Origin of the sequence: Streptomyces aureus (genome assembly GCF_000725495.1) — a bacterium.
In the GTDB taxonomy this organism is placed as follows: domain Bacteria; phylum Actinomycetota; class Actinomycetes; order Streptomycetales; family Streptomycetaceae; genus Streptomyces; species Streptomyces aureus_B.
The window spans coordinates 381649-394047 of record NZ_JNZD01000013.1; the positions used below are offsets into that span (position 1 = coordinate 381649).

The window sequence follows — 12399 nt, forward strand, 5'->3', positions numbered from 1 at the left end:
TGGGTCCCGCGACAAACCGCACCAGAACGGAACGCGCCGGGAGGCGGTCAGCCGTGCACGAGTCCGACGACGACGTTGATGGCGGTGGCGAGGATGCTGGTGCCGAACACGTACGACAGGAGGCAGTGCCGCAGCACGATCGCGCGGATCCGGGCGCTGGAGACACCGGTGTCGGAGACCTGGTAGGTCATGCCGAGGTTGTAGCTGAAGTAGAAGAAGTCGCGGTACGCGGGCGGGTCGTCGGTGTTGAAGTCGATGCCGCCGTTCGCCTCGTAGTACACGTAGGCGTACCGGGTGGCGTACATCAGGTGCAGGGCGGACCAGGCCAGGAACACCCCGCACAGCGCGGTCAGGGCGGCGGCGTCGCCGTCGGCGTCCTTTCCGCCGCGCAGGAGCATCAGCACGATGGCGCACAGCCCGCACAGGGCGACCGCGACCACCACGAGTTCGTCGGTCACCGGGCGGAAGTCCTCGCGCCGCGCGTTGGCGCGGGTGGCTTCGGCCGTCATCGGCCACAGCACGGCCCAGCCCGCGAGGACGAAGGCCCCTTCCGTCACGGCGATCCCGGCCAGCAGACCCAGATAGGCGTCGTTCGGGACACCGACGGCCACGCCGGCCGCGGCGCCGAGGACCACCGCGCAGACCAGGCGGGGCACGGCGTCCAGGGGCAGTCTCGAAAGGCTGGTCCTCATACGCCGCAACGCTAGTCCCGGGACGGCGTACCGGCCCGGCGAACCCCGGCCGGCCGGGTCAGACGGGGAACAGCAGACAGCTGCTGGTGGTGTGCGCGAGCAGCCGGCCGGACGCGTCGAGGAGCTCGGCCTGGGCGAGGGCGGTGCGACGGCCGCTGTTCAGGACGGTGCCGACCGCGCGGACGGGGCCGGTGTCCACGGTGACCGGCCGCAGGAACTTCACGTTCAGGTCGAGCGAGGTGTACCCGGTGCCCCGGGGCAGCACGGACTGCACCGCGCAGCCCGCGGCGGAGTCCAGCAGGGTGGCATAGACGCCTCCGTGGACGCTTCCGATCGGGTTGTAGTGCTCCTCGCCGGGGACCAGCGCGAAGACCACCCGGCCGTGCTCGACCTCCTCCAGCGTCATGCCGACGGTCGCTGAGACCGGCGGCGCGGGGAGCCGTCCGGCCTGCATCTCGCGGAGGAATTCGAGACCGGTGAACCGGGCCACGGCGGCCGCCGAGACGGCCGGGTCCTCCCAGTCGTACGTACGAGACCTGCCCATGACCGTTCCACTCTCCCGCCTCGGACCTGCTGACTCTGTTTTTCGAAGCTAGCCAGTCCGGCACCTGGCTGTCAATCTCACAGTCAGCCTAGGATGGTGCGCATGACGTGGCTCGACACCCGTACCGACAACTGCACGGTCCAGCGGACCCTCGACCTGATCGGCGAGAAGTGGTCGATGCTGGTCCTGCGGGACGCGATGAACGGCGTACGCCGCTTCGACGACTTCCGGCGGCACGTCGGGCTGTCCGAGAGCGTGCTGGCCGACCGGCTGCGCAAGCTCGTCGCGGCCGGGATCCTGGACACCGTGCCCTACAGCGAACCCGGCAGCCGCACCCGGCACGAGTACCGGCTCTCCCGCAAGGGCTGGGACCTGTGGCCCGTCATGATCGCCCTCAAGCAGTGGGGCGACCGCTACACGGCCGATCCCGAGGGGCCGCCGCTGGAGGTCGTGCACGCGGACTGCGGCGAGCAGGTGCGCGCCGAGGTCGTGTGCGGGGCCGGGCACGGGACGCTGGTCCCGCCGGAGGCACGCACCCGCCCCGGGCCGTCCGCGCGGCCGGCCGCTCCCTCCGACCGACTCCGGCCCCCGGACCCGCGGCAGGACACGGGCCGGGACACACGCCGCCTCGTGGTGCCGGAGCCCGGCTCGTGACAGCGTGACTCCACGAGAGCTGTCCCGGCGCCGGTGACATGGACGTCACCGGCCCGGGCATCTGGTTCGCGTGACCGGCCCGACGGCCCTCCCCCGGGGATGCGACCGCCGCGCCGGACGGACCGAGCGGTGGAGGAACGATGAGCACGCAGACGGGGCCGCCGGCCCGGGAACGATGGGCGGCGAGAGCCTCCCTGGCGGCGGCGGCGCTCGCCGTGGCGCTGCCGCTCGCGTTCGGCGGGGTACGCGGCTTCCTGCTCCTGCTGGCCGCCCTCGCCGCCATGGCCGTCGCGGCGGGGGCCCTGTGGTGGATGCTGAGCCGGCGCGGGCCGGTGCGCTGGATCGCGGGGCTGATCGCGATCGTCCTGCCGCTCGCGGTCGTCGTGGTCCTCGCGGTCACGCTGCTGTGGACGCTGCTGCTGTCCCCCGTGCTGTGGATCGTCGCCGTGTGGTGCGGCCGCTACGCGCTGCGCAGCGCCCGCGGCCGGGTCCGGCCCATGAAGGAGCACCGCACCCCGCCGCCACGACGGCCCTTCGTGATCATGAATCCCCGCTCCGGCGGCGGCAAGGTGGAGCGGTTCGGTCTGGTGGAGAAGGCCGAGCGACTCGGCGCCCGCGTCGTGCTCCTGGACCCGGAGCGGCACCAGGACGTCACCGAGCTGGCCCGGCAGGCGGTCACGGACGGGGCGGACCTGCTGGGCGTCGCGGGCGGCGACGGCACGCAGGCGCTCGTCGCGGCGGTCGCCGCCGAGCACGGCCTGCCGTTCCTCGTCGTCTCCGCAGGCACCCGCAACCACTTCGCCATGGACCTCGGCCTCGACCGCGACGACCCCTCCACCTGCCTCGACGCGCTGACGAACGGCGTCGAGCTGCGGGTGGACCTCGGCTTCGCCGGGGAGCACCCGTTCGTCAACAACGCCTCCTTCGGCGCCTACGCGGCGGTCGTCCAGGACCCGGCCTACCGGGACGACAAGATCGGCACGATCCTGGAGCTCCTGCCGGACCTGCTCACCCGCCAGCGGGGTCCCGTGCTGACCGCCCACGCGGCCGGTACGACCCTCGACGCGCCGCAGGCGGTGCTGGTCAGCAACAACCCGTACCGCACCAACGACCCGGCCGGGCTCGGCCGGCGCGAACGGCTGGACTCGGGCCTCCTCGGCGTCCTCGGCGTCAAGGTGGACAGCGCGGTCGACGCCGCCGCCCTGCTGCTCTCCCCGGCCCCGCACGGTCTGTCCGTCCTGACCGCGCGCGAGGTGATCGTGACCGCGGACGGCGGCGAGCTGGAGGCCGGCATCGACGGCGAGGCCATGGTCCTGCCCACGCCGGTGCGCTGCCGGGTCGAACCGGGCGTGCTGCGCGTCCGCGTCCCGAAGAGGCGTCCGGGCGTTCCCGCCGTCCAGCCCACCCTGGACTGGCGGCGCCTGCTGGCCATGGCCCTGCTCGTGGGCCGCACGGCCGGAGTCCACCGCCCGGGCCACGGGCCCGGGCGAGAACGGGAGCGGGGGACGTCCGGTACGGAGTGAAGGGCGGGCGGCCGGGGTTGTCCGGGCCCGCGGGGCGGGCGGTCGGGTCGCCTGGGCCTTCAGACCCCGGGAGCGGGTGGTCGGCGTCGCCCTGGCCGCCGGGCCCCGGGAGCGGGCAGCCGGGCCCGGAGGCGGGCGGCTTTCAGGGGATGTCGAGCATGCCTCCGCTCACCGCGCGAGACGCCACCCCGTCGGCCGGCCTCCGGGCGCCTACGATCGGGCCGTGGTCCTCTTCGTCCTGGAACGCGTGTCCCGGCACTCCCCCGCCGAGAGCTGGCGGCGGCTGACCGACTGGCCCCGGCACGCGGACGTCGTCCCCCTGACCCGGGTCGCCGTGCGCACTCCGCCGCCGACGCGGGAGGGCACGGTCTTCGTGGCGCGCTCGGGACTCGGACCGCTCGCCTTCGACGACCCGATGGAGGTCGTGGCCTGGCACCCGCCCGGCGACGCGGCCCCGGGAACGTGCCGGCTGGTCAAGCGCGGCACGTTCGTCACGGGCTGGGCCGAGTTCGAGGTGCACCCGGCGGGTCGCGGCGGTTCCCGCGTGGTCTGGCGCGAGGACCTGAGCGTGCGCGCACTGCCCGGATTCGCCGACCCGGTCCTGCTGAGGTCGGCGAGGTGGATGTTCGGGCGGGCGGTGGACGGGCTGCTGGAGCGGGAATGAGCGGGCCGGCCGCCCGGGGATCCCCGGGCGGCCGGACGGCCCCTGGGTCACTTCCCGGGCAGTAGCGGCGGTTCGGCCAACTGGGACAGTTCCAGGGCCTGTTGCGGGAACCAGTCCCCCGCCTTCGGGTCGACCGTGCCGCGCTCGGGGTCCTCGGGCCCGGCGGTTCCGCGCAGGCAGAGTCCGTCGGACTCGCCGGGCGTCTTGATCCACAGGCGGGCGTCCTGGAGCGGGTCGCCGGTGCGCAGCGTGGGGCGGGCGCCGAGACCCCGGCCCGGCGGGTTGCACCAGTCCTGCGCGTCGGTGTACTTGCCCGACGGCGGGGTCCAGGTGCCCCGGCCGTTGCGGCTGGAGTCCGTGACGAAGTGCTTCATCCGGGACGGCGGGGTCGTCACGTGCGTGTCGATCCAGGTCTGGGCGTCGGCCCGGGCCCACCACTGGTTGGGGCACTGGGCGACGTCGCCACCGCCGTCGGCGTACGCCAGACAGGACGAGATCAGCTTGCCGTACCAGGAGTTGGCGTCGTCGGTGTTGTAGTTCGAGGCGTTGGTGTAGAAGCCGGAGGCCCGGGCGACCCCGCCCTCGATCAGCCGCGGCACGATGGAGTTGACGGAGTGCCAGCCCGGGTGCCCGGTGTCGAGGTAGACCCGGGTGCCGCGCAGCGGTTCAAGGGAGTCGACCGCGTAGTTGACCTCGGTGTAGCGCGCGGCGCTCTTCGTGCCCTGTGCGTCGTCCTGGCCGCAGTCGGAGGGGAGCAGGGCGAGGGCGTCGGGTTCGAGGACGACGATCGCGTCGCCGCGTCCGATCCCGCGCGCCACGGCGTCGATCCACTCCTTGTACTGGGCGGTGTCCGCGGCGCCGCCCGCCGAGTAGTTGGAGCAGTCGCGGCCGGGGATGTCGTACAGGGCGAGCGCGGGAACGGCGCCCTTGCGGCCCGCGTCGCGCACCACCGCGCGGACCTCCTTCTCGACCTCGGCCGGGGTCTGGTCGCCGAACCAGACGGCCTGCGGGGTGTTCACCATCGCCACGATGCCCGCCGCGTCGCGGGCCCGGCCGGCCCGGACGAGGTCCAGTGCCTGCCGGTAGGCCGCCGGGTTGGCGTCGGGGACGTACAGCGACGGGCCGCGGCCTGCGGTCCCGGCGGCGGGCGTGGCCCCGGCGGCGTGCGCGGGCGGCACGGCGAGGAGGGCGGCCAGCCCGGCGGACAGAGCGGCGAGCCAGATGGGGGTGCGTCGTCTCATACGGGTTCACTCCGGGTTCGCAATAATCACGAGGGACTTGCGGAGGGAGGTGCGGGAGCGCTCCCACAGGAGGTTGGCCGAGCGGCGCGCGTGCGTCAATACGGGGTACGGAAGAAGCGCCCGGGAAACCGCGGGCGCCCGGGGGTCAGGCCACCGACCCGATCCGGCGTGCCGGGGCCGCGGGGGCGTCGTGGTGGATGGGGGTGTGCGCCCCGGTCAGGGCGACTCCGCTTCCGCCGCGCCGTTCGGCCACGATCTCCGCGGCGATCGACAGCGCGGTCTCCTCGGGGGTCCGGGCCCCCAGGTCCAGTCCGATCGGCGACCTGAGGCGGGCCAGCTCCAGTTCGGTGACGCCGACCTCGCGCAGCCGTTCGTTGCGGTCCAGATGGGTGCGGCGCGAACCCATGGCGCCGACGTAGGCCACGGGCAGCCGCAGCGCGAGCCGCAGCAGCGGTACGTCGAACTTGGCGTCGTGGGTGAGGACGCACAGGACGGTGCGGGAGTCGACCTCGGTGCGCTCCAGATAGCGGTGGGGCCACTCGACGACGATGTCGTCCGCCTCGGGGAAGCGGGCCGCCGTCGCGAAGACCGGGCGGGCGTCGCACACCGTCACGCGGTAGCCGAGGAACTTGCCCACGCGCACCAGCGCGGAGGCGAAGTCGATGGCCCCGAAGACGATCATGCGCGGGGGCGGGACCGAGGACTCCACCAGGACCGTGAGCGGTGCTCCGCAACGAGAGCCCTGCTCCCCGATCTCGACGGTGGCGGTGCGGCCGGCGTCCAGCTGGGCCGCCGCCTCGCCGGTCACCGTGCGGTCGAGTGCCGGGTGGGCGCCGAAGCCGCCCACGTGCGAGCCGTCGGCGCGTACGAGCAGGGCCCGGCCCAGCAGTTCGGCGGGGCCGCTGACCACCCGTGCGAGGGCCGCGGCCTCGCCGGCAGCGGCGGCGGCCAGGGCCGCCGCGAGCACCGTCCGGCGGTCGGTGTCGCGGGAGCGGACCGGGGTGACCAGGATGTCGATGACGCCGCCGCAGGTCAGGCCGACGGCGAAGGCGTCGTCGTCGCTGTAGCCGAAGCGTTCGAGGACGGTCCCGCCGTCCTCCAGCGCCTGGACGCACAGGTCGTAGACCGCCCCTTCCACGCACCCGCCGGAGACCGAGCCGATCGCCGTGCCGTCGGAGTCGACGGCGAGCGCGGCGCCGGGACGGCGGGGCGCGCTGCCGCCGACCGCCACCACGGTGGCGACGGCGAAGTCGCGGCCCTGCTCGACCCACCGGTGCAGTTCTTCGGCGATGTCCAGCATGTCTCGGTCTCCTTGACGGCGGTTGCGCGGAAGGGGGAAGGGACGGGGACCCGGGCGTCAGCGGACGCCGAGCCAGCCCTCGATCGGGTGCAGCGCGAAGTAGACGAGGAACACCGCCGTCAGACCCCACATGAAGGCCCCGATCTCCCGGGCCCTGCCCTGGGCCAGCTTGATGACTACGTAGCTGACGACGCCGGCGGCCACGCCCGCGGTGATCGAATAGGTGAAGGGCATGATCACGACGGTCAGGAAGACGGGGACGGCGGTCGCGCGGTCGGCCCAGTCGACGTGGCGCGCGTTGGTCATCATCATGGCGCCGATGACCACCAGGGCCGCCGCCGCGATCTCGCCCGGGACGATCGCCGTGAGCGGGGTGAAGAACAGACAGGCGGCGAAGAGGACGCCGGTGACGACGGAGGACAGGCCCGTACGGGCGCCCTCGCCGACGCCGGTCGCGGACTCGACGAAGACCGTCTGGCCCGAGGCGCCGGCCACTCCACCGACCGCTCCGCCCGCTCCGTCGATGAACAGCGCCTTCGACAGTCCGGGCATCCGCCCCTGGGAGTCGGCGAGTCCGGCCTCGGTTCCGACGCCGATGATCGTGGCCATCGCGTCGAAGAACCCGGCGAGCACCAGGGTGAAGACGATCATCCCGACGGTCATGGCGCCGACGTGGTCCCAGCCGCCGAACTCGACCTTCCCGAAGAGCGAGAAGTCCGGGGCCGAGACGGCGCTGCCGTGCAGTTCGGGGGCGCCGCCGGCCCACTGTCCGGGGGCGATGACGCCGGTCGCGTCGAGGAGCACGGAGACGACCGTGCCGGAGACGATGCCGATGAGGATCGCTCCGGGGACGCCGCGCGCCTGGAGAGCGAAGATCAGCAGCAGCGTGGCGGCGAAGAGCAGCACCGGCCAGCCGGCGAGTTCGCCGGCCGGACCGAGGGTGAGGGGGGTCGCCTTGCCCTGGTGCACGAAACCGGCCTTGACCAGGCCGATCAGTGCGATGAACAGCCCGATGCCCATGGTGATGGCGTGCTTGAGCGCCAGTGGGATCGCGTTCATGATCATCTCGCGCAGGCCGGTGACGACCAGGAGCATGATGACCACGCCGTACATCACGCACATGCCCATGGCCTGCGGCCAGGTCATCTGCGGGACGACCTGCGAGGACAGCACGCCGGAGACCGAGAGTCCGGCGGCGAGGGCCAGCGGCACCCTGCCGACGAACCCCATGAGCAGGGTGGTGAAGGCCGCCGCGAACGCGGTGGCGGTGATCAGGGCCTTCTGGCCGAGGGTGTCCCCCGCCACGTCCTTGCCGGACAGGATGAGGGGGTTGAGCAGCAGGATGTACGCCATCGCCATGAAGGTGGTGACGCCGCCGCGCACCTCACGCGCGATCGAGCTCTCCCGCCGGGAGATGTGGAAGTACCGGTCGAGCCAGGACCGTCCCGCCGGGACGCGGCTGCCCGCGCCCGCGTCCGGCGCGGTGGCCTTCGGCTCCAGTGACTGCTGGGTCATGTGGGCCTGCTCCCAAGGTTCAAAGGGGCACCCGCACAGCCGTCCTGACGGCTGGTCAGCCGCGTGCGCGACTGCGGGATTTGGGAAGGTGGTTCGGCCGCACGACCCGGGGGACGGCCCGAGACGAACGTGAACGGTGGTGCCGTGGTGCGTGGTTGTGCCCGCTGCGCCAAAGCGGCGTTCCTGCCACCGCCCGGCGCGTCGGGTGTTCTGTCGCCGGCCGTACGCGATGTTCACCGCGTCGGCCGTCCGGTGCCGCGAGCGGTGCGGCGACCGGTGCTCCGGGCGGCGCGGCGGTGTTCCACGCGCCGCCCGGAGAGCCGTGCTCCTACGCGGTCCCCGTGAGGTGTTCGGGGCGTACCGGCGTCCGGTCGAGCTGGAGACCCGTCGCGTTCCGGATCGCCGCGAGGACGGCCGGGGTCGACGACAGGGTCGGGGCCTCACCGATGCCACGGAGCCCGTACGGGGCGTGGTCGTCGGCGAGTTCGAGCACGTCGACGGGGATGGTCGGCGTGTCGAGGATGGTGGGGATCAGGTAGTCCGTGAAGGAGGGGTTCCTGACCTTCGCCGTCTTCGGGTCGACGATGATCTCCTCCATCACCGCGACGCCCAGGCCCTGGGTGGTGCCGCCCTGGATCTGGCCGACGACGGACAGCGGGTTGAGCGCCTTGCCGACGTCCTGGGCGCAGGCCAGTTCGATGACCTTGACCAGCCCGAGTTCGGTGTCCACCTCGACCACGGCGCGATGCGCGGCGAACGAGTACTGGACGTGTCCGTCGCCCTGCCCGGTGCGCAGGTCGAAGGGTTCGGTCGGGCGGTGCCGCCATTCGGCCTCGACCTCGACGGCCTCGTCCTCCAGCACGTCCACGAGGTCGGCGAGGACCTCGCCGCCGTCGGTGACGACCTTGCCGCCCTCCAGGAGGAGTTCGGCGGTGGCCCACGCCGGGTGGTACGTGCCGAGCTTGCGGCGGCCGATCTCCAGGACCTTCTCGCGGACGAGTTCGCAGGAGTTCTTGACGGCGCCGCCGGTGACGTACGTCTGCCGGGAGGCGGACGTCGAACCGGCGCTGCCCACCCGGGTGTCGGCCGGCTGGATGGTCACCTGGGCGACGCCCAGCTCGGTGCGGGCGATCTGGGCGTGGACGGTGACTCCGCCCTGGCCGACCTCCGCCATCGCGGTGTGCACGGTGGCGACGGGCACGCCGCCGACGACCTCCATGCGGACCCGGGCGGTCGAGTAGTCGTCGAACCCCTCGGAGAAGCCGACGTTCTTGATGCCGACGGCGTACCCGATCCCGCGGACGACGCCCTCGCCGTGCGTGGTGTTGGACAGCCCGCCGGGCAGCTGGCGCACGTCGGCGTCCTCGCCCGCGGAGAGCCACTGCCGCTCGGGCGGGAGCGGCATCGCCTTGACACGGCGCAGCAGTTCGGCGACCGGGGCGGGCGAGTCGACGCGCTGGCCGGTGGGCAGCAGCGAGCCCTGCTCCATCGCGTTGAGCTGGCGGAACGCGACCCGGTCCATGCCCACCGCGTCGGCGAGCTTGTCCATCTGGGCCTCGTAGGCGAAACACGCCTGGACCGCGCCGAAGCCGCGCATCGCGCCGCACGGAGGGTTGTTGGTGTAGAGGGCGATGGCCTCGATGTCGACGTCGTCGACCACGTAGGGGCCGATGCCGAGCGAGGAGGCGTTGCCGACGACCGCCGGGGAGGCCGAGGCGTACGCGCCGCCGTCGAGCACGATCCGCGCCTTGACGTGCGTGAGCCTGCCGTCCTTGGTCGCCCCGTGTTCGTAGGTGAGCTTGGCGGGGTGGCGGTGGACGTGTCCGAAGAAGGACTCGAAGCGGTTGTAGACGATCTTGACGGGCTTGCCGGTGCGCAGGGCCAGCAGACAGGCGTGGATCTGCATCGACAGGTCCTCGCGGCCGCCGAAGGCCCCGCCGACGCCGGAGAGGGTCATCCGGACCTTGTCCTCGGGCAGGCCGAGGACCGGGGCGATCTGGCGCAGGTCGGAGTGCAGCCACTGGGTGGCGATGTAGAGCTCGACGCCGCCGTCCTCCGCGGGGACGGCGAGTCCGGACTCGGGGCCGAGGAACGCCTGGTCCTGCATGCCGAAGGTGTACTCGCCCCGGACGACGAAGTCGGCCCCGAGCGCGGCCTGTCCGGCGTCGCCGCGGACGATCGGCTGGCGGTGCACGATGTTGGGGTGCGGGACGTGGCCGATGTGGTGGTCGGTGCGGCCCTCGTGGACCAGGACCGCGCCGGGCGCGGTGGCGGACGCCTCGTCCGTGATCACCGGCAGCTCGCGGTATTCCACCTTGATCTTCGCGGCGGCGCGGCGGGCGGTCTCGGGGTGGTCGGCGGCGACGATGGCGACGGGCTCGCCGTGGTGGCGTACCTTGCCGTGCGCGAGGACCGGGGTGTCCTGGATCTCCAGGCCGTAGTGGCGCACCTCGGTGGGCAGGTCGTCGTACGTCATGACGGCGTACACGCCGGGGGTGGCGAGCGCCTCGGCCGTGTCGATGGACACGATCTCGGCGTGGGCCACGGTGGAGCGCAGGATCTGGCCCCACAGCATGTCCTCGTGCCACATGTCGGAGGAGTACGCGAACTCCCCGGTGACCTTCAGGGTGCCGTCCGGGCGGAGGGTGGACTCGCCGATGCCGCCCCGGGTCCCGGAGCCCTGGGTGATGTTCGTGGGTGTACCGGTCGTTCCCATGGTCAGACCGCCTCGGACTGCCGGGCGGCCGCGAGGCGGACCGCGTCCATGATCTTCTCGTAGCCGGTGCAGCGGCACAGGTTGCCCGACAGCGCCTCGCGGATGTCCGCGTCGGTCGGGTTCGGGTTGCGCTCCAGCATCTCGTCCGCCGCGATCAGCAGTCCCGGGGTGCAGAAGCCGCACTGGACGGCTCCGGCGTCGATGAACGCCTGCTGCACGGGCGAGAGCTCGGCTCCTTCGCCGGTCTGCGAGTCCTGGCCCTTTGCGGCCCAGCGCTGCGCCTCGTCGAGTGAAATCCCGTCTCCGCCGACAGAGTTGCAGGCACCCGTCGCGCAACCGGTGTGCTCCGAGCGCTGCCTGGCGAAGTCGGCCAGCCCCTCGACGGTGACGATCTCGCGGCCCTCGGCCTGGCCCGCGGCGACGAGACAGGAGCACACGGGCACCCCGTCCAGACGGACGGTGCAGGAGCCGCACTCGCCCTGTTCGCAGGCGTTCTTGGAGCCGGGCAGCCCAAGGCGCTCGCGCAGGACGTACAGGAGGCTCTCGCCCTCCCAGACGTCGTCGGCCTCCTGGCGGCGGCCGTTGACCGTGAAGCTGACACGCATTACGCGACTCCCTCCGTGCGGGCGGCGGTGCCGCGGTAGGACTCCCAGGTCCAGGTGAGCGTGCGCCGGGCCATGACGCCGACCGCGTGGCGGCGGTAGCTCGCCGTGCCGCGGACGTCGTCGATGGGGTTGCAGGCGGCGGAGCACAGCGTGGCGAACTGCTTGGCCACCGAAGGTGTGATGATCTTCCCGTTGTCCCAGAAGCCGCCCTCGTCGAGCGCCGCGTTCAGGAACTCCTCCGCTGCCCGGGCGCGGACCGGGGTCGGCGCGGCCGAGCCGATGCCGGTGCGGACCGTGCGGGTCTCGGGGTGCAGGGCGAGGCCGAAGGCGCACACCGCGATCACCATCGCGTTGCGGGTGCCGACCTTGGAGAACTGCTGCGGTCCGTCCGCCTTCTTGATGCGGACGGCGCGGATCAGCTCGTCGGGCGCGAGCGCGTTGCGCTTCACGCCGGTGTAGAAGTCGTCGATCGGGATCAGCCGCGAACCGCGCACCGACTCGGCCTCGACCTCCGCGCCGGCCGCGAGGAGGGCCGGGTGGGCGTCGCCGGCCGGGGAGGCGGTGCCGAGGTTGCCGCCGACGCCGCCGCGGTTGCGGATCTGCGGGGAGGCCACCGTGTGGGAGGCCAGCGCAAGACCCGGGAGCTCGCGGCGCAGGTTCTCCATGATCCGGGTGTACGGGACGGAGGCGCCCAGCCGCACGCTCTCCCCGCCGGCCTCCCACTCGCCCAGCTCGCCGATGCGGGTCAGGTCGAGGAGGTACTCGGGCCTGCGGTGATCGAAGTTGATCTCGACCATCACATCGGTGCCGCCCGCAATCGGCACAGCGGTGGGGTGCTCGGCCTTCGCGGCGAGCGCCTCCTCCCAACTGGCGGGGCGAAGGAAGTCCATGAGTGGCTCTCTTCATTCGGTTCGTGGGGCGTCTCGTCGAGCCGGATCGGGTGCG

At 72.9% G+C, this 12399-nt stretch carries 10 protein-coding genes and 1 pseudogene; 3 read left to right on the plus strand and 8 right to left on the minus strand.

What is annotated here, in order from left to right; all coding sequences use genetic code 11:
- Window positions 1-47: 47 nt before the first annotated feature.
- A complete protein-coding gene (locus IO36_RS20120; protein WP_051900698.1) occupies window positions 48-692 on the minus strand; it encodes a DUF1345 domain-containing protein in 645 nt (214 codons plus the stop codon).
- A 58-nt stretch (window positions 693-750) separates the two neighbouring features.
- Window positions 751-1236: a PaaI family thioesterase gene (locus tag IO36_RS20125; RefSeq protein WP_037621722.1), complete on the minus strand. Its 486-nt coding sequence runs from the start codon at window positions 1234-1236 to the stop codon at window positions 751-753.
- A 102-nt stretch (window positions 1237-1338) separates the two neighbouring features.
- Here IO36_RS20125 and IO36_RS20130 point away from each other — a divergent pair.
- The 3 genes and pseudogenes from IO36_RS20130 to IO36_RS20140 all read left to right on the plus strand — a co-directional run.
- Window positions 1339-1794: pseudogene (locus IO36_RS20130) on the plus strand (winged helix-turn-helix transcriptional regulator); the annotation flags it as partial.
- Window positions 1795-2030: 236 nt separating this feature from the next.
- Complete coding sequence (locus tag IO36_RS20135; RefSeq protein WP_037621724.1) at window positions 2031-3413, plus strand: diacylglycerol/lipid kinase family protein; 1383 nt, start codon at window positions 2031-2033, stop codon at window positions 3411-3413.
- 223 nt (window positions 3414-3636) lie between these two features.
- Complete coding sequence (locus IO36_RS20140; RefSeq protein WP_037621725.1) at window positions 3637-4077, plus strand: SRPBCC family protein; 441 nt, start codon at window positions 3637-3639, stop codon at window positions 4075-4077.
- A 47-nt stretch (window positions 4078-4124) separates the two neighbouring features.
- Here IO36_RS20140 and IO36_RS20145 read toward each other — a convergent pair whose 3' ends face one another.
- From IO36_RS20145 to IO36_RS20170, 6 genes are all read right to left on the minus strand, one after another.
- Window positions 4125-5318 carry a glycoside hydrolase family 6 protein gene (locus IO36_RS20145; RefSeq protein WP_037621727.1) on the minus strand — a complete coding sequence of 398 codons (1194 nt, stop codon included), beginning with the start codon at window positions 5316-5318 and terminating at the stop codon, window positions 4125-4127.
- 145 nt (window positions 5319-5463) lie between these two features.
- Entirely contained in the window at window positions 5464-6618 is a 1155-nt protein-coding gene (locus IO36_RS20150) for an XdhC family protein (RefSeq protein WP_037621728.1), read from the minus strand.
- 57 nt (window positions 6619-6675) lie between these two features.
- Window positions 6676-8133, minus strand: a complete 1458-nt coding sequence (locus tag IO36_RS20155; RefSeq protein WP_037621729.1) for an NCS2 family permease — start codon at window positions 8131-8133, stop codon at window positions 6676-6678.
- Window positions 8134-8461: 328 nt separating this feature from the next.
- The gene (locus tag IO36_RS20160; protein ID WP_037621730.1) at window positions 8462-10849 is read right to left on the minus strand and encodes a xanthine dehydrogenase family protein molybdopterin-binding subunit; all 2388 of its coding nucleotides are present in this window, start codon (window positions 10847-10849) and stop codon (window positions 8462-8464) included.
- A 2-nt stretch (window positions 10850-10851) separates the two neighbouring features.
- Window positions 10852-11454, minus strand: coding sequence for a (2Fe-2S)-binding protein (locus IO36_RS20165; protein WP_037621732.1), 603 nt, complete (start codon window positions 11452-11454; stop codon window positions 10852-10854).
- Window positions 11454-12344 carry an FAD binding domain-containing protein gene (locus IO36_RS20170; protein WP_037621733.1) on the minus strand — a complete coding sequence of 297 codons (891 nt, stop codon included), beginning with the start codon at window positions 12342-12344 and terminating at the stop codon, window positions 11454-11456. Before IO36_RS20170 ends, IO36_RS20165 begins: the two co-directional genes overlap by 1 nt.
- Between the last annotated feature and the right edge of the window lie 55 nt (window positions 12345-12399).

What these genes read in the sequence shown, in the direction of transcription:
- IO36_RS20170 (WP_037621733.1), bottom strand. Translation starts at nt 12,344, where the DNA reads ATGGACTTCCTTCGCCCCGCCAGTTGGGAGGAGGCGCTCGCCGCGAAG.
- IO36_RS20125 (WP_037621722.1), bottom strand. Translation starts at nt 1,236, where the DNA reads ATGGGCAGGTCTCGTACGTACGACTGGGAGGACCCGGCCGTCTCGGCG.
- IO36_RS20160 (WP_037621730.1), bottom strand. Translation starts at nt 10,849, where the DNA reads ATGGGAACGACCGGTACACCCACGAACATCACCCAGGGCTCCGGGACC.
- IO36_RS20155 (WP_037621729.1), bottom strand. Translation starts at nt 8,133, where the DNA reads ATGACCCAGCAGTCACTGGAGCCGAAGGCCACCGCGCCGGACGCGGGC.
- IO36_RS20165 (WP_037621732.1), bottom strand. Translation starts at nt 11,454, where the DNA reads ATGCGTGTCAGCTTCACGGTCAACGGCCGCCGCCAGGAGGCCGACGAC.
- IO36_RS20135 (WP_037621724.1), top strand. Translation starts at nt 2,031, where the DNA reads ATGAGCACGCAGACGGGGCCGCCGGCCCGGGAACGATGGGCGGCGAGA.
- IO36_RS20150 (WP_037621728.1), bottom strand. Translation starts at nt 6,618, where the DNA reads ATGCTGGACATCGCCGAAGAACTGCACCGGTGGGTCGAGCAGGGCCGC.
- IO36_RS20120 (WP_051900698.1), bottom strand. Translation starts at nt 692, where the DNA reads ATGAGGACCAGCCTTTCGAGACTGCCCCTGGACGCCGTGCCCCGCCTG.
- IO36_RS20145 (WP_037621727.1), bottom strand. Translation starts at nt 5,318, where the DNA reads ATGAGACGACGCACCCCCATCTGGCTCGCCGCTCTGTCCGCCGGGCTG.